This is a genomic window from Streptomyces silvisoli (assembly GCF_029269905.1).
Lineage (GTDB): Bacteria > Actinomycetota > Actinomycetes > Streptomycetales > Streptomycetaceae > Streptantibioticus_A > Streptantibioticus_A silvisoli_A.
In genome coordinates, this window is the sequence record NZ_JARJBC010000016.1 from 114,455 (window position 1) to 131,445 (window position 16,991).

Genomic DNA, 16,991 nt, shown 5'->3' on the forward strand with positions numbered 1-16,991 from the left:
GGCTTCGCGTCCAGGACGCTCGTTCGGCGCCGGTCCCTCCCCTCGTGGAGACCGGTGCCGAACGAGATCGTCGCGTGGTTCCGCATCCTGCCAGCAAAGCGCCTCCGCGCCGCGGTTCCGGTTCCGGCCGGACGGCGTCGCCGCAGGTCACTGCGCTAGAGTCAGTTTTCCGGTCCGGACGGTACGGGCGGCGGGGGACGGCAGGAGACTCGACGGAGGAGACCTTGAGCTCCGGTTCGGAGGCGCGCGCGGCCTTCGCGGAACAACTCGCGCTGCTGTACAAGGAGGCTGGAAACCCGCCCCTGAGGACCGTGGCGGAAGCGGTCCGCCGCCTTCAACGGGTCGACGAACGAGGGCGTCCGGTACAGGTGTCCGCCCAGCGGATCAGCGACTGGCGGCGAGCCCGCAACGTACCCGCGCAGTACGCCGCGCTGGCGGCCGTGCTGCACGTCCTCATCCCGCAGGCCCGGCGGCTGGCGCCGACGCCGGTGAGCACGGGCCTGTACGACCTGTCCCAGTGGCAGAACCTGTGGGAACAGGCGGTGGGCGTCCGGACGACCACCGAGGAGGAAACCGGCGATCCTCCGCAGTCCCCACCCGAGGTGGGCGTTTGCCCGTACCGTGGACTGGCCTCGTTCCGCCAGGAGGACGCGCGGTGGTTCTTCGGCCGGGAAAGGGCGACGGACGCCCTGGTGGCCCAGTTGCGCGCGGCCCGGAATTCCGCCGGCCTGGTGATGCTGGTGGGCGCATCCGGGGCTGGAAAGTCCTCCCTGCTGAGGGCCGGGCTGGTACCGGCGCTGCTCAACGGGGCACTGGACGAAGGGGATTTCGTCGCGGGTCCCGCACTGGTGATGGTGCCGGGCACCGATCCGCTCGCCGAGTTGACCCGGCGAATACCCGAACTGGCCGACGCCATACCGGATGCGGGCACACCAGAGGCGACGGAACCAAATATTCCGCAATTCGCCGAACAGATAAGGGAATCGGTTACGGCCTGGGCTCGGCGGGTGGCGCCGCCCACCGCCCGCCCCATCCTCATAGTCGACCAGTTCGAGGAGTCCTTCACCCTCTGCCGCGATGAATCGAGCAGGCGCGCATTCATCCAACTGCTCCATGCCGCGGCTTCCCCCGCACAACCCGGCGGCGACGCGCCGGTATTGATCGTGCTCGGTGTACGAGCCGACTTCTACGGCCAGTGCCTGGTACATCCGGAACTGGCCGACGCGTTGCAGCACCGGCACATGGTGCTCGGCCCGCTCACCACCACGGAACTGCGCGAGGCGGTGATCGGCCCGGCCAAGGCGATCGGCCTGGAACTGGAACCAGGCCTGGCCGAACTGATCATCAGGGAAGTGAGCGCCGGTGACGGGCAGGCCGGCCCCGACGGAGCGCGCCACGCGCATGAAGCCGGGGCACTGCCGCTGCTCTCACACGCCCTGCTCGCCACCTGGCAGCGACGCAAGGGGGGCAGACTGACGCTCTCCGGCTACCGGGCCGCGGGCGGCATCCGGGGCGCGGTTGCGGCCACCGCCGAGCGGGCCTGGTCCGGCCTCGACCCGGCCGGGCGCGCCGCGGCCAGACTGCTGCTGCTCCGGCTGGTCCGGCTGGGCGAGGACACCCAGGCCACCCGAAGGCGCGGCACCCGGCGCCAGTTGGCGGACGAGTCCACCGATCCGGACAAGACCGAGGAGTCACTGGAGGCCCTGGTACGCGCCCGACTGGTGACGCTGGACGCGGAGTCGGTGGAGATCACCCACGAGGCGCTGCTGCACGCCTGGCCGCGACTGCGCGACTGGCTGGACGAGGACCGCCATGACAACCTGCTGCGGCAGAGGCTGGAGGAGGACAGCAGGGCCTGGGAGGCTTCCGACAAGGACACCGCGCTGCTGTACCGGGGCAGCCGCCTGGAGGTGGCCCGCGCCTGGGCCCAGTCGGCGGGGAACACCTTCCTGACCCGTGGCGTCGCCGAGTTCCTGGCCGCGTCCGCCCGGCTGCGACGGCGCACCGTCTGGCTCGCCCGCGCCGCGGTGTCGGCGCTGGTGGTCCTCGCGGTGCTGGCGGTGGTCTCAGCGGTGGTCGCCCGACAGCAGCGGGACGACGCCGTCTTCGAGCAGGTGGTCGCCGAGGCCGACCGCGCCCAGAACGTGGACCCGTCGCTTTCCGCCCAACTCGACCTGGTGGCACACCACTTGCGGCCGGGCGACCACGGCGTCGCGGGCCGGCTGATCTCCACCGAGAACGCGCCTCTGGCCACACCACTGCTCGGCCACACCGGCGCGGTGTACCTGACCTCGTTCAGCCCCGACGGGCGCATCCTGGCCACCGCCAGCTACGACCGCACCATCCGGCTGTGGGACGTGGCCGACACCACCCGCCCCAAGCCGCTGGGCAAGCCCCTCGCCGGGCACACCAGTTGGGTGAGCGCCGCGGTCTTCAGCCCGGACGGCCGCACCCTGGCGAGCTCCTCGGACGACGGAACGATTCGGTTGTGGGACGTGCGTGATCCACGCCAACCACGGCCGCTGGCACCGCCGCTGGCCGGGCACGACGGCACCATCTACCTCGTCGCGTTCAGCCCGGACGGGCACACACTGGCGTCCGCCGACGAGGACCACACCGTCCGGCTGTGGGACGTGCGCGATCCGCGGCAACCACGGCCGCTGGGACCCCCGTTGACCGGGCACACCGGGGCGGTGCGCTCGGTGGCGTTCAGCCCGGACGGACGGACGCTGGCCAGCGGCGGCGACGACAACAAAGTCCGGCTGTGGGACGTGGCGGATCCGGCCCACCCGCAGCCACTGGGCGAGCCGTTGACCGGGCACACCGCGGGGGTGCACTCGGTGGCCTTCGCCCCGGACGGGCGCACGCTGGCCAGCGGCAGCACCGATGACACCATCCGGCTGTGGAACGTGACCGACCCGGCCCACGCGGCACCCCTCGGCGCACCGCTCACCGGTCACACCGGACCCGTGTGGTCAGTGGCGTTCAGCCCGGACGGCACCATGCTGGCCGCGGGCAGCTCGGACAGCACAGCCAGCCTGTGGAACGTCAGTGACCCGGCGTACCCGTCCCAGGTCGGAGAGCCCCTGGCGGGCAGCAGCAGCGGGATGTACACCGTCGGCTTCAGTCCGGACGGGCGCACGCTGGCCACCGGGACGGGGGACAGCAAGGTCCGGTTGTGGTCGATCCCGACGTCGGATCTCCTCGGCCAGACCGGCGCGTTCAGCCCGGACGGCCGCATCCTGGTAACCGCGGCGGCCGACAACACCGCCCGGCTGTGGGACGTGACCAAGCCGACCCGGCCCGTACCGCTCAGCAAACCGTTCACGCCGGGGCTCATTTGGGAGCGGGAATGGCCGGCGATATTCACCCCCGACGGCCGAACGCTCGTGTTCCGGTCAGGAAGCGACACGGTCCGGCTGTGGAACGTCGCCGACCCCACCCGTCCGGTCCCCTACGGCCCGCCACTGGAACTGCGGACCCGCTACGCGGGCGCGAACGCGATGGCCTTCAGCCCGAACGGCCGTGTCCTGGCGACCGCGTACGACGACGACAGCGTGCAGCTGTGGGACATCGCCGACCCGGCCCACCCCATACCGCTCGGCGCGCCGCTCACCGGTCCCGCGGGGTACGTCAACGCACTGGCCTTCAGCCCTGACGGCCATACGCTCGCCTGCGGCAGCGCAGACGACGACGTACGGCTGTGGAACGTGACCGGCCCACGGCACCCGACGCCGCTCGGCGCGCCGCTCACCGGCCACCTGGGCCCGATCAACGCGCTCGCGTTCAGTCCGGACGGGCACACGCTGGCCAGCGCCAGCGACGACAGCACGGTCCGGTTGTGGAACGTCACCAATCTGCTCCGGGTGACCCAGCTGGGCAGGCCGCTCACCGGTCACACCGAATCGGTCGCGTCGCTGTCGTTCAGCCCGGACGGCCACACGTTGGCCAGCGGCGGTGACGACAACGAGGTCCGGTTCTGGAACGTGTCACGTCCGGCCGCGGCCACCGCCATCGGCGAATCGATCAGCCCCAACGCCAAGACCGGTCACTTCCTGTCGTTCAGCCCCAAGGGGGGTCTGCTCGGGGTGTCGAGCGGTTCCGACACCGTGCGACTGTGGAGCCTGGACGTCGACCAGGCCGCGCGTCGCGTCTGTTCGACCACCCGGGGTCTGCTGACGAGGGAGACCTGGCAGAAGTACCTGCCAGGTCTGCCGTACGAGCCACCGTGCGGGAACTGAATGGCAGTTCGTGATTTCCATCACACCTGGCCGTTCTGACTGGCAGGCGGCCTCCCGCACGGGCCCAACCCTTGTTACCGTCACGTAGAGCCCGAACGTTGGTGCATCCCCCGTCGCCAGCGCTCGGGCCTTTTCCTTTTCACGCCTGCCCGTTGGCCGGCGCCAGCCAGTGCGCGACCGCGCGCACGGCGCCCTCGTCCAGGGCGTCGACGATCTGGGCCATCGCGGAGGAGTCCTCCGGCCCCAGGTCCGTCAGACCGGCCGCGCCGAGGGCGGCCATCAGCACCTGGTGCCGCCGCTCCTCGCGTGCGCTGCGCCGCGACTGCGGTGCGGCGGGCGCCACTTGGGCGCCCGCCGTCCCGGGCCGACAGCAACCCACGCCGGACGAACAGCGCGCCGGGGTGCACGGGGTCGCCGTGGCCATGGGCACTCCAGTGCTCCAGCTCCGCGCCAGCGCGCCGGGGTGTACGGGGCGGCACCTTCGCGTACCGCCCCCGGCGCGGGACAGCGCCATGGTGCGCGCGGGGGCGTGCACCGCCGTGAAGACGGAGACAGCTTGGCCGCGGTCACCACCTTGGCAGGCGGGTGGTGAACACCAACTCTGTGCGGTCACCGGGCAGTACGACCTCGGAGACGTCCACCACCCGCCCGGTGACGTCCGTGGACACCTTTCGCAGCGCCATCACCGGAGCACCGTCCGGAAGGCCGAGCTCCGCCGCCTCGTCGGCGGTCGCCGGGCGCGCGGTGACATGCTCCACGACCTGGTCGACCTCGATGCCGACGGTGTACAGCTGACTTTGCGTACCGCCCGGCCAGGGCTCCTTCGTCTCGTCCAGCAGGTCCGGGTTGGCCGCCACGAGGTCGTGCGGGAGGTAGGAACGCACGATGTTGAACGGCGCGTCCTCCTCGCGGTAGCGGGTCCGGTAGCTCCGCTCCAGCAGCCGGGCCCCGACCGGCACCCCGAACACACCGGCAAGCTCCTCGTCGGCCTCCACCGCGCGGTACGCGGCATGGAAGACGAGATCGCAGGCGCTCAGCCCGGTTTCGTACTCGGTGGACCCGGTGGCCCGCCGCTCCTCCCGGGACGCGCGTGCCCGGTCCTTCTCCCGCTGGTGCCGGTCGTTGGAACGCCGGACCTCTCGACGTCCACCCCGCTGCGCCATGATCACCTCGCCGTCGCTGACCACCGTGGCTCGCGCACCCTAGGTCGTCACGGCGCGACGCGCCGGACGCCCCGCCGAGCGGGCTCGCGGTGACCATCCCCGGCCGTCCACGCCCCGACAGGCGGCGACCACGCCCAGCCGCCGTGCGGCTCCTCAGCGGCCGGAGAGGTTCCAGTGGGCCCGCTCGTGCAGCGCGATCCCGGCGGAGACGGAGACATTGAGCGACTCGGCCGCGGGATTCATGGAAATCGACACCGTGTTGACCGAGAGGCCCTCGAACTCGCTCGACGCACCGGTCTTCTCACTGCCGAACAGGAGCGCCAGCCGCTCATCGATGCCACGCAGATCACCGACGCCGAGTTCTCCGTCGGCGCCGAAGGCCATCAGACGCGTACCGCTGTCCCGGAAGTAGCCGATCGCCTCCTCCCGCGACGCGAGGACGACCGGGAGCGAGAACACGTACCCTCGGCTCGCCCGGACCAGGCGCCGGTCCGCGATGCTCACCAGATCGCTGTCCACCAGCACGATGCCCCCGGCTCCGAGCGCGAAGGCCGTCCGCACGATGGCACCGATGTTGCCGACGATCTTCACCCCGTCGAGGACGATGAGGTCGCCGGTCGTGCCGGCCAGGTCCTCCAGACGGCACGGCTTGGGTACCCGGGCGATACCGAACGTCTTGGGCTTCTTGTCGCCCTTGAACACCTGATTGACGATCGAGGACCCCATCAGCCGGACCGGAATGTTCCGCTCCTGGCAGGCGGCGAGCAACTCGCTCGGCACGGGGTGGCTCTCCAGCCCGTAGACCTCGATGAAGTCCAGCCCCGCGCGAACGCACTGCACGAGAGGCTCCGTGTCCTCGATCAACGCCGTCCGGACAACGGACCTCGAGTGCTTGGTGACGTCGATGATCCTTTGGACCGCGGGATCGGATCGCTCGGTGATGACATCGGGGCTGGCCATGGCTGAATTTTACCGTGCGTCACCGCGACGACGAGCCTCCAGCCCCGGGCAGCCCGCCTTCCCGGCCGCCCCGGCCCGGCGCGATCATGGCCGGAAGGTCAGGCCGGCAGTGTGGTGGATCCGAGCCGGCTGCCGTACTTCCGCGCGGCGGCGACCACTGTGGCGCGATCGTGGTGGTCACCGACGGTCAGACGGGTGCCGATGGCCGAGGTACTCACCGCGATACCGAGAGCACGCAGGTGCTCGGCGAAGCCGGGGTGCCCGGGGACGAGCACGAAGTTCGTGGCACTGTCGACGGCGTCAAAGCCGCAGGCACGTAGTTCGGCCGTCAGGCGCGCGCGTTCGGCTCGGATCTCGGCCATGCGTGCGGCGTGCCGAGCGGGTTGCCGGAGCGCCTCCACCGCGGCCGCACAGGCGAGGTCGGACACGGTGAAAGGCATCGAGAACTCGCTGATCCTGGCGATCAGTTGAGGGTTCGCGATGGCATAGCCGATCCTCAGTCCGGCCAGGCCATAGGCCTTGGAGAACGTTCGCGTCACCACCACGTTGGGGAGGGAGACGGCCAACTCGGCCGAGGACCGGGGGTCGGCGTCCTCGTCGAACTCCCGGTACGCCTCGTCCAGCACGACGACGACCTCGCGTGGTACCCGGGCGGCGAAGTCCGCGATGTCGGCGGCGCGGGCGCGGACTCCACTCGGGCTGTGCGGATTGATGACGGCGATCAGCGCCGGTCGTTCGGTCTCGCCGATCTCGGCCAGTCGATCGAGGTCGGTCCCCAGTTCCGCGGTCAGGGGAACCTCGATCGGCACGCCGTGCTGTCGGCGGGTGTAGATCGGGTACATCTCGAAGCCCGGCGACATGTAGGCGACGACGGCTCCGGGCGCCACCGTCGCCCGCCAGATCAGGTCCAGTATCTGCGAACTGCCCGCGCCGAGAAGCACCTCGGCCGACCGACAGTCGTTGGCCGCGGCGATCAGCTCGACGGCCCGGGCGTGCCACACGTCGGAGGGATACCGGTTCGCCTGCCGGAGCACGTCGCCGAGTTGTCCGAGCGTGAGCGAATCGGGAGGGAACGGAAGTTCGTTGCGGTCGAGCCGGGTCGACGGCGCCGTGGATGACATGCCGTCACCTCTTGGTCGGGGAGACGGCGGCTTCCGGCAGCGCGCCCAGTTGCCGGTACAGACCGAGGAGGTCCATCTCGTCCCAGTGCTGGGCCAGCAGACCGTTCTCCACCAGGAAGATGTCGATCAGACCGACCGAGAACGTGCGACCGGTGGGTGCGATGCCCAGCATCTCGCCCACGTGCCGCCCGCTGAACGTCATCCGCACCACGATCTTGTCGCCCTCGACGATCAGGTCCCGCACGGTGAGTTCGAGGTCGGCGACAGCATGGCACCACCGGCCGACCACGGCCTTGAACGCGGTCCGGTCCGGAACGGCGGGGTTCGGATGGCGGTAGTCGGCGGCCATGCAGCGGTCGAGCAGATCGGGGTTGCCCGTGTTGTAGGCACTGACGAAGTCGTCGACGAGCCGCTCGGCGATCGCGCGGTCCATGCTTTCCCACTTTCGGTTGTCGGACCGGCCGGGATTCCAGTCTGCTTCGAGCTGTCGGGACCCGCGCTCAGCGGGCGAGGTGGGGCGCGGTGTCCGCCGCAGTGGCCAGTTCGGTCGACATCGGCGGGTTGACCGGCGCGACCGGCAGGCCCAGCGCTGTCGAGGAGATGAGTTCCTGCGCGTCCGCGTTGCTGTAGGGGTGCATGGTGCCGGCCCGGACGTCGCGCTGCGCGCGGTCGTAGAGTGAACCGGCCTTCAGCGCTGGTGAACCGACGAGCTGCACCACCCGGTCGACGATGCTCACCGCGTTGTTGGTGCCGACCAGCTTGGCCGTGATCACCCGGGCCATGCCCTCCTGGACGTCGAGAGCGGTCCACAGACTGTTGCCCATGACCTCCTCGGCGGTCCGCCCGATCACCGCGCGCGCGGTCTCCACCAGCACCTCGCACTCGGCGATCGTGTTCTGGGCGAAAGCCCGGTGCTGCCAGCCGCGCCGCTGTACGTCGCGAACGCACTCCTCCAAAGCGCCGACCGCGATCCCCAGGTAAACGGCCCCGAAGGAGGGCATCGCCCAGCCCCACAACGTCTGCAGCAGCGTGCCGTCGAGATGGCCTTCGGGAAACTGGAGCGACACCGCGTCGTCGGGCACCTCGACGTCGTGCAGTTCGACGTTGTCGCTGCACGTCGCGCGCATACCGGAGGTGTGCCAGGTACCCGTCATGACCGTCAGGCCAGGAGCGTCGGCGGGGATCCGGAAGACCAGCACCTGCGGGCCGTCGGGGTGGTCCTCGTACACGGCCATCGAGGTGAGATGGGTCGCCACTGCAGTCCCGGTACCGAAGGTCTTCTTTCCGCTCACCAGGTAACCGCCGTCGACCCGCAGCGCCTTGCTGCCGGTGGACCGCACGAGCGCGTGGCCGGGCTCGGCGGTCGCGCCGGCGAGGAAGACGGTGCCGTCGGCCGCGCCACGCAGCAGTTCCTCGGCGCGTTCGTTGCCGGTGCTCCGCCAGGCCCTGGCGAGCTGCCCGGTCATGGACAGGTGCATGTTGACCACGAGCGCCGTGGAACCGCAACCAGCCGCGAGCCGCTCCTGCGCGACGACCATGTCGGTGAGGTCACCGCCGAGACCGCCCAGTTCCTCCGGCACCGTGAGACCGAGGTAGCCGCTCTCGCGCAGTTCGTCGATGTTGCGGTGCGGGAACTCGCCGCGCTCGTCGAAACCGGCTGCGCGGTCCCGGAACCGGTCGGCCAGCTCTTCGGCGAGCGTCACGAACCGTCCGCCGCGCAGCGCGAGGTTGATCTTCATCCGCGTCGCCTCGCATTGCCTTGGTTTTCGGGTGTGCTGTTGAGCTCTGCGGTGATCAGCCACGTTCGTGCCACTCCGGGCACGTCCCGCGCCGGGGTTCGCGGTATCCGTCTGCCCACCGCAATGTCCAGATCGGATGGCTCGACGACGGTGGCCTCCCAGCGGTGCCCGGCCAGCCACTGCTCCGGTTCGGCGACGCCGGACTGCCAGGCTCGCCCCTCGGCCCGCATCTGGGCCAGCCAGTCCTGCATCCACGGGGCCCGGTAGGTGTCCGTGTTGACCTGCTCTAGTGCGAGGACGCTGCCCGGCGCGGACAGCGCGCTCAGCTCACCCACCACCGCGTCGGCCTGTTCCTCCGTCAGGTAGTACAGCAGTCCCTCGACGAGCCAGACGGTCGGCGTACCGGGATCGAACCCGGCCGCTCGCAGCTTCGCGGGCCAGTCCTGCCTGAGGTCCGCCGACACGATCAGCCGCTCGCAGGACGGGGCCGGCAGGTCGGCCTTCCGCAGCAGGTCTTCCTTCGCCTCGAACAACTCCGGAAGGTCGAGCTCGAAGACCCTTGTTCCGGCGGGCCAGTCGAGGCGGTAGGCCCGGCTGTCCAGTCCGGCGGCGAGCAGCACCACCTGGCGCAGCGCGCCGGGTCCGGTCGCGGCGATCAGGTAGTCGTCGAAGAACCGGGTGCGTACTGCCAAGACGTCGAACCGCGGTGTCGGCGCGTCGCGAAACTCAGCGAGCAACGGCGCGTTGGTGAGCTCGGTGAAGGTGACCGCGAGAGGATCGGCGAACAACCGGTCCGCCCGGACTGTCTCCGCGGCCCGGGCGTGGGCGATCCACTCGGCAGTACTGCTGACCCCGGCGGTCACCGCGCCTCGTCAACGGCAGGGACGTCCGGGGTGTTCGCGGCGCGCGGCGCGCGGGCCGCCAGCGCCTCCAGTCCCCGCTGCAAGGAGTCGCGCAGCATGCGCTGCTGCATCCGGCGTACCGCCCGGTAGTAGAGCTCACCCGGCTTGTTGCGCGCCCGCAGCACCACCCCGAGGCGCGCGTGTCCAGGGGCCACCAGGAACGAAACCCGGAAGTCCCACATCGGGTCGGTGTCGCCGAGCAGCACCTCGTCGTCCTGGATGCTGTAGACCTGCCAGGGTCCGAAGCGCTTGCCGACCGCGAACTCGGGCTGGGTACGCTTGCGGGGGTTGGCGACCGGCTCGAACCCCAACGGTTTGAACAGCACGCCCTGGATGTGGATCAGCGCGTCGGCGATCGCCAAAAGCCGCTCCGGAACGAAGTTGGGCCGGACCATCGCAGCCTGGGCCAGCTCCGGCGCGGTCACCGGGACATCGGCGGGCAGGTCGACCTCGACAGCCGACGCGGCCAGGTACGAGGTCTCGTCCCGGAACGTGGCGAGCCGGGTGCCTTCGGGCACGGCGCATTCTCGGAAGCGCATGTGATCACTCCATGGCAGCGCGAACTTGATGATGTCGGTCAGTCAGGCGGGAAACCGGCGGTTCAGCCAGTCGGTCGCCGCGGCGAACCACCGCGTCGAGTTGTCCTGCAGATTCATCACGTGCCCCGCCCCGGGCAATACATACGCTTCGATATTCGCAGCCGGAGAATAGAAGGGCTGCTCGTGCGCGATAATTGCGGACGCATCTGTGCACGGAAACGAAAGGGGACCGCCGCAGAAGAGCTGATCATTCTCGCCGACCCCGACAAGAACAGGAACGGTGATCGCTTGCGAGATTTTCGGGTCAGCCGCAGCCGGAATGGTGCGTTCCTCACCCGTGGTCATGGTCGATTTGGTCAACTCGTCCAGATCGACGATCACCGGCGACGAATCGCGTGAATCGTAGAAGTAGGTCGCCCTGGTATTGGGCAGCGTGGTCAGGTAACCGTCCGGCTCGGTCTCCCCGGTGAACCGGGGGTCCTGGGCCGCGGGGTGCATGTCGGAGAACAAGGTGCCCAGCTTGGGGCCGTAGGAGTGCAGGAAGCCGCTGGCCACGACACCGTCGACATCGTGATAGGTGGCCGCCTCCACCAAGGCGACGCTGGTGCCCACGGAGTGCCCGACCAGCACGATTCGACCGAAGCGACGGCCGTGGCGGACGCCGGAGCGCAGTTGGCCGACGATCTGATGCACGACGTCGGCCTCGCTGGCCATCGTGAGCAGGTCAGCGGGTGGCCGACCGCTGTCACCGGTCCCCGGGCGGTCAAGGGTCAACGTCGACTGCCCACGGGCGGCCATCCAGCTCACCCAGGACGGGCGGCCGGGCGCCGACGGCAGCAGCCAGTACTGCTTGTCGTAGGTCGCACCGGCCAGCAGGATCTGCAGCGGGTGCTCGCCCAGGCCGTCGGCGGGCAGACAGAGAAGCCCGCTGACCTGCACCGATGCCGTACCGGCCAGGTGCGCAGGGAAGCGGACCGAGCGACAGGAAGTGCCGGCGGCTACCGGCGGTCGCCGCGAGGCGGCGCTAGCGGAATCCCCGGCCGACGTCGTGGCGAGACAGCCGAAGAGGATCAGGATCACCGCGATGGCTCGCATCGCCACCGCAGAAGGCCGTCGAAAGCCAATACAGGCGTACAGAGCTCTTCTCCCCCGCGTCAAGAGCCATAAGCGGAATGCATTACACCGGTTCAGTTGCCCCAAGAAGGCACTGACGGCGTCTACTGACTCGTCAGCAACCGCAATCCGCCCAACTGACGGCGATTCAAACCGACGGCCGCGGGCCTGTCAAGGGTATGAGCGACGATTGCCCAAATCGACATATGTCCACCATTGGTACGGCTACACGGAATGACGCTTGCGAATTCGAATCGGCGGTAGACAGATCAATGGCTGCGTGCTCTCATCGAATGAGCCTCAGCTTGGCGATCATTCGAGAGCCGGGTAATTCTTGAGCGCGTCGCCGAGATCCCGTAGGCATCCAAAAGTCAGCGGCTACCTGCCGTCTGTAAACACCAGTGATGGAGAGGTCGATTAAATGAGCGCTCCTGCCGAAATCCACGCGGACCTCGGGGTCATGGGCCTGACCGGGCTCGACACCGACACCCTCGAGATCAGCGACTACCTGGACGAGTCGCTGCTCGACGAGCACGACCTGACCCACACCATGGCCATCTCGGCCTCGTGCACCACCTGCATCTGCACCTGCAGCTGCAGCTCCTGAGCTAGGTAGCTAGCTCGCACCATCGAGGGCCGCTCTCGCCGCCAGCACGGGGCGGGGGCGGTCCTCGCCCCCTGGCGGTCCACGACGACGTCAGCACACGGTGCGGCGACACAGAGAGGACTCGGCACTTGCGACCAGTGATTCTCGTCCACGGCCTGATGGGCACGGCGAACACGCACTACGGACCATGTCAGGGCCTGTGGACCCATCCGGTGGTCACGGTCGACCTGCCCGGCCACGGGACGGACGAGGAGTTGCCGAGCCATCCGGCCGCGGTCGCGATCGACCGAGTCAGGGCGGCGATCCGAGCACAACCGCAGCCTCCGCTGGTGGTCGGGCTCTCCTACCTCGGTGCCGCCGTCGCGCTGCGAGCCTCGGCAGCCGAAGGCAGCCGTGCGGTGCACGGCGTCGTACTGTCCGGATACTCATTGATCGTGGGGCCGAGCACACTCGGTCGCTGGCTTACGGCGTTCACCGACATGGCCGCCGACCAGCAGGGCGCTCGCGCGCACTTCGCGCAGGTGCACGGGCCCGAGTGGGAGCGGCTCCTCACCGCCACGACGGCCGAGCTGAGCGATGGATGCCTGACGCTGCCGCAGGTCGAGGACATCGAGCGGCTCGGTCTGCCGGTACTGCTGATCAACGGCGCGCTGCTGGAGAACGAGCGGCTCGCGGTGCAGCCGGCTGCCAAGGCGGGCGCCGACGTCGCGGTGGTCGCCGGCGCGGGACACCTCGTACCACCGGACAGTCCGCGCACCTTCGTCGCAGCGGTCGAGGAGTTCTCCACACGGATCACCGAGCAGCGCACCACATTCCATGAGCGCAGGCGCTCCGCCGCCCGTGCCGCCGGTCGCGACACCAAGCCACCCGCGGCGCAGACCCCGACCGGACCGGACGCACAGGACGAGCGGACGACCGTGACGCACGGAGGTGCGGCGTGACCAGCCGGCCGGAGGAGAACACTCGTCTCGTGCCGCACGGCGTGGTCCGCGTCTGCGGCATCCCGGTGTCGGTACTCGGTGAACTCAGCTCGGCGAAGGTCGCCGAACTCGCCGACGAGCTGAACCAGGTGGAGCAGGCCTGGGCCGCGTGCGCCCCCTCGGTCGCCGACGCACTCACCGATGTGGTGCCGACTCTGGCCGATCGCAGGCAGCGCAGCGAGGTTCTGGCCCTGCGCCGGGCTCTGCACCGGGCCGGAGAACTGACCGAAGCCGATCTTCGGCCGATCTCCGAGCTGCCCGAGGCGGCACGGATACCCGGACTCACCGAACTCGTCGCACTGGCCGCGACCCGCGCCGAACTCGCCGAGCGTCTCGTGGCCGACTACGACCAGGCCTGGACGACCGAACAACGGGTACTGGCCGAGGTCGCCGCCCGCAGTGAGCTGCGCACCACCGCACAGCTCACCGCGGACGGCATGCTGCACAACCTCGACAGGTTCGCCGCGGACGTGGCCGCAGGCGCCTCGCGCGGCAAGCGTGCCCGCACCACCGAAGCGACCCTGGTGAACCTGGTCAGCCGGAGCGCGCTGAAGCCGTCCCCGTTCGGGCAACTCGTCCACACCCGGCCGATGTTGATCGATGACGAGTCGGCCGCGGACAACCCCGGCGCCGATGTACGGCAGTCGGTGTGCCGGTTGCCGCGTCAGCTGGTGAACTGGGTGGAGCGCACCCTGGCCGCACACCCCGCGCTCGCCGGTACCACCGTGCTCCGCCGGGCACCCTACGCGGCGGCATCAGCCAAGGGCGTCGTGTTCATCGTCAGAGGGCGGGACGGTACGCACACCGCTGCCGCGGTGGAACGGATCGTGCGGGTCCAACCGTCTCCGGTACTCGCTGCCGTGCTCGCGCTACCGGCTGACGAACCGATCCTCGAACAGGAGCTGCGGAAGCGGTGCGCCGAACTGCCCGGCGCGGACGGTGAACTGACGGGCCTGATCGACCAGGGCGTGCTGGCGCGTGACCTGAACATCGGCGAGCAGGAGCCCGATCCGCTGCCGCGGATCGCGGAGTGCCTGCGCGACGCCGACGAGATTCTCCGTGCCTGTGTGGAGCGGTTGGTCGAGGTGGAAGCGCGCTTCGGAGGCGAGGACACCGACGCCCGAGCCCAACTGCTTGAGACCGCGCGTGCCGCCATCGCCGAGTTGGCCGGACTCTGCGAGGTGCCGCTGCCGCCACTTGACGCGGCACGGACTCTCGTCTACGAGGACTCGGTGGTCACCGCCGCGCAGCGCGAACCCCGCGACCGCTGGGAGCGGCACCTGCCAGCACTGGCCACGATGCATCGGCTGATACCCCTGTTCGACGATGACGCCCACGTACGGGCGATCGCCGGTCAGGTGGTGCTGGAGGCCTTCGGCCCCGGGCCGCACCGTCTGCTGACCCTGTACTCGGCGATGTCGACGCCGAAACTGCGCGCCCTGCTGACGGCGCGGCTGGTGGACGTGACCGCGCCTGTGCCCCGCGAGTTGCGGCGCGTCCAGGACGAGATCCTGCGACAGCCCGTGATCGACCCGTCCCGGCCGGAGGCCGCACTCGACGGTGCACGGCTGGCCGAGATCTCGGAGCGAGCGCCGCAGTGGGTGTCCCGCTGGCCCAGGGTGCACTGGCAGGTGCAGCGCTACTCGGCCGAGCACGGTGAGCGGCTGGTCGTCAACAGCGGCGCCACCGGCTACGGGCGGGCGATCTCCCGGTTCTGCGCGGCCTACGCCATGGCACCGCGACCGGCCACCGGGTTCACCGAGGCCGTCCGCGCCGACATCGCGGCCGACGACGACCCTGCCGCCCCACTCACCGACCTTTCCGCGGTGCTCGGCATCAACGCCAACGTGCACCCGTCGTTGCTGGGCACCCATCTGCGCTACCCATGCGGAACCCCGAACGACTGGGGCGGGCCCGGGATCTCACTTGAGGACTGCTGGGCCGAGGTCGATCCGGCGACCGGACGGTTGCTGCTGCGCAACGGGAAGCAGGGACCGCCGCTGCGGCTGGTGACGCTGAACTTCCTGCTCAACGATCTGGCACCGCAGCTGTACCGGTTCCTGAACTTCTTCGGCATCGGCAGCCTGGGCAACCTCGCCTGGTGGGACCGGGTCGACCAGCGTGGCGGGCACAGTACGGAGGTACGGGCCTATCCGAGACTGTGTCTGGACGACGTCGTACTGGCCCGCAGGACCTGGAAGATCCCGCGCGCCGAACTGCCTGATCTGACTCGGGTGGACGATGCGGCCGCGTTTCGTACGGTACGGGCCTGGCGACGCTCACTCGGCCTGCCGGAGCGGGTCTTCTGGCGGTCCTTCACCGTCCCCGACCCGCTGGTCGTGGTGTCCGACGAAGAGCGGGAGCGGCTGACCCGGACGCTGGTGAGTTTCCCCAGCGCGGCCGAACGCAAGCCGGCCTTCCTCGACTTCACCAGCGTGACCAGCGTGCGCACCTGGCAACGGGCCATGCGGCGCACCGGGGGTGAGTTGACCGTGCAGGAATGCCTGCCCGCACCGGGCGACGAGAACGCCGGTACGGCTCAGCCGGGCAGCGCTGCCTCCGGGGAGCTCGATTCGCTGCCCACCCAGGAGTTCACCATCGAGACCTCAGGACCCGCGCGATGACCGGAACCGACCTGACCTGGCTGTCCGTCCACGCCTTCTACCACGGCAACACCGATCAGCTGGTCACCGAAGCGGTCCTGCCGATGTTCGACGAGTTGCGGTCGCAGGGCCTGCTGCGCAGGGCGTTCTTCCTGCGGCACTGGGAACGCGGCCCGCACCTGCGCGTCCGGCTGCAGGTCGAGGCCGAGCACGCGGAGCGAGTCCGCTCGCGGGCACAGGAGCGGCTCACCGGCTACCTCACCGAACACCCGGGCCCGACCGATGTCGATCCCGAGCGGCTGCTGGCCTCGTTGCGCCAGCTGAGCCTGCTCGAACACGGATCCGACGCCGATCCCGAGCTGCGCACCGCAGAACCGGCGAACACCCTGCGCTGGATCGACTACGTCCCCGAACTGGCCAAGTACGGTGGCTCGGTCGGCGTCGCGATCGCCGAGGACGTGTTCGACGTGAGCAGCATGCTCACCGGACAGGTCCTGCGCCAAGTCGACAGCGACAACGCCCGACTGGGCATCGCCCTCCAGTTGCTGCTGATCACCAGCCGGTCGCTGGGTCTCGACGACGACGCCAGGACCGTCTTCTTGAGGTCCTATCAGGAACGCTGGCAGAGCTACCTGCCGGATGCGCAGAAGATGTTCGCCGCCTGGGCACGGCAGTACGACCACCAACGAGCCCGGTACCAGTCGCTGGTCGCCGACCTTGTCGAGGGCAGGCCCATCGGCAAGGGCCTGGGCGAGCACTGGGAACGCACGATGGACGCAGCGGTGGCGCGGCTGCGCCCGCTGGTCGCCGACGGCAGCGTATGGCCGTCCGAGGTGGAGCGGTCAGCGCCACCGTTCGTCGCGATCGCCGCGCTGCTCTGCCAGTACCTGCACACCACCAACAACCGGATGAACGTCCGTCCGCAGGGCGAGTGCTTCGTCGCCTATCTCGCCCACCGTGCGGTCACCGAGAACGTGTCCCGTCCCCAGGCCCTGGCGGACGCGGCGAGGAAGGACTGACGAG

14 protein-coding genes are annotated in these 16,991 nt (G+C 69.8%); 5 read left to right on the forward strand and 9 right to left on the reverse strand.

Annotated elements, in window-relative coordinates:
* Positions 1-224: 224 nt before the first annotated feature.
* Positions 225-4,241 (forward strand): nSTAND1 domain-containing NTPase, encoded by a 4,017-nt coding sequence (locus P3G67_RS23945; protein WP_276095310.1) that lies wholly within the window; start codon positions 225-227, stop codon positions 4,239-4,241.
* 139 nt (positions 4,242-4,380) lie between these two features.
* Here the strand turns inward: P3G67_RS23945 and P3G67_RS23950 are convergent, their stop codons facing one another.
* The 9 genes from P3G67_RS23950 to P3G67_RS23990 all read right to left on the reverse strand — a co-directional run bounded on the left by P3G67_RS23950 (position 4,381) and on the right by P3G67_RS23990 (position 11,760).
* On the reverse strand, positions 4,381-4,665 hold the full coding sequence (locus P3G67_RS23950) for a hypothetical protein (protein ID WP_276095311.1): 285 nt from the start codon (positions 4,663-4,665) through the stop codon (positions 4,381-4,383).
* Positions 4,666-4,807: 142 nt separating this feature from the next.
* Positions 4,808-5,404, reverse strand: coding sequence for a UTRA domain-containing protein (locus tag P3G67_RS23955; RefSeq protein ID WP_276095375.1), 597 nt, complete (start codon positions 5,402-5,404; stop codon positions 4,808-4,810).
* 153 nt (positions 5,405-5,557) lie between these two features.
* Positions 5,558-6,364: an NshR/TsnR family 23S rRNA methyltransferase gene (gene nshR, locus P3G67_RS23960; protein ID WP_276095312.1), complete on the reverse strand. Its 807-nt coding sequence runs from the start codon at positions 6,362-6,364 to the stop codon at positions 5,558-5,560.
* A 98-nt stretch (positions 6,365-6,462) separates the two neighbouring features.
* Complete coding sequence (locus tag P3G67_RS23965; protein ID WP_276095313.1) at positions 6,463-7,485, reverse strand: pyridoxal phosphate-dependent aminotransferase; 1,023 nt, start codon at positions 7,483-7,485, stop codon at positions 6,463-6,465.
* Positions 7,486-7,489: 4 nt separating this feature from the next.
* On the reverse strand, positions 7,490-7,918 hold the full coding sequence (locus P3G67_RS23970; RefSeq protein ID WP_276095314.1) for an ester cyclase: 429 nt from the start codon (positions 7,916-7,918) through the stop codon (positions 7,490-7,492).
* A 67-nt stretch (positions 7,919-7,985) separates the two neighbouring features.
* Entirely contained in the window at positions 7,986-9,224 is a 1,239-nt protein-coding gene (locus P3G67_RS23975) for an acyl-CoA dehydrogenase family protein (protein ID WP_276095315.1), read from the reverse strand.
* Positions 9,221-10,087 (reverse strand): SAM-dependent methyltransferase, encoded by an 867-nt coding sequence (locus P3G67_RS23980; protein WP_276095316.1) that lies wholly within the window; start codon positions 10,085-10,087, stop codon positions 9,221-9,223. The genes P3G67_RS23975 and P3G67_RS23980 overlap by 4 nt, the downstream gene beginning before the upstream one ends.
* Positions 10,084-10,665, reverse strand: coding sequence for a DUF2867 domain-containing protein (locus P3G67_RS23985; RefSeq protein ID WP_276095317.1), 582 nt, complete (start codon positions 10,663-10,665; stop codon positions 10,084-10,086). The genes P3G67_RS23980 and P3G67_RS23985 overlap by 4 nt, the downstream gene beginning before the upstream one ends.
* 42 nt (positions 10,666-10,707) lie before the next feature.
* Positions 10,708-11,760: an alpha/beta hydrolase gene (locus tag P3G67_RS23990; protein WP_276095376.1), complete on the reverse strand. Its 1,053-nt coding sequence runs from the start codon at positions 11,758-11,760 to the stop codon at positions 10,708-10,710.
* Between the two features lie 439 nt (positions 11,761-12,199).
* Here P3G67_RS23990 and P3G67_RS23995 point away from each other — a divergent pair, with 439 nt between their 5' ends.
* The 4 genes from P3G67_RS23995 to P3G67_RS24010 all read left to right on the forward strand — a co-directional run bounded on the left by P3G67_RS23995 (position 12,200) and on the right by P3G67_RS24010 (position 16,987).
* Positions 12,200-12,385: a thiocillin/thiostrepton family thiazolyl peptide gene (locus tag P3G67_RS23995; RefSeq protein WP_276095318.1), complete on the forward strand. Its 186-nt coding sequence runs from the start codon at positions 12,200-12,202 to the stop codon at positions 12,383-12,385.
* A gap of 137 nt (positions 12,386-12,522) precedes the next feature.
* Positions 12,523-13,326, forward strand: a complete 804-nt coding sequence (locus P3G67_RS24000) for an alpha/beta fold hydrolase (RefSeq protein WP_276095377.1) — start codon at positions 12,523-12,525, stop codon at positions 13,324-13,326.
* Positions 13,323-15,989: a hypothetical protein gene (locus P3G67_RS24005; protein ID WP_276095319.1), complete on the forward strand. Its 2,667-nt coding sequence runs from the start codon at positions 13,323-13,325 to the stop codon at positions 15,987-15,989. The genes P3G67_RS24000 and P3G67_RS24005 overlap by 4 nt, the downstream gene beginning before the upstream one ends.
* Positions 15,986-16,987 carry a lantibiotic dehydratase C-terminal domain-containing protein gene (locus tag P3G67_RS24010; RefSeq protein ID WP_276095320.1) on the forward strand — a complete coding sequence of 334 codons (1,002 nt, stop codon included), beginning with the start codon at positions 15,986-15,988 and terminating at the stop codon, positions 16,985-16,987. The genes P3G67_RS24005 and P3G67_RS24010 overlap by 4 nt, the downstream gene beginning before the upstream one ends.
* Positions 16,988-16,991 lie beyond the last annotated feature (4 nt).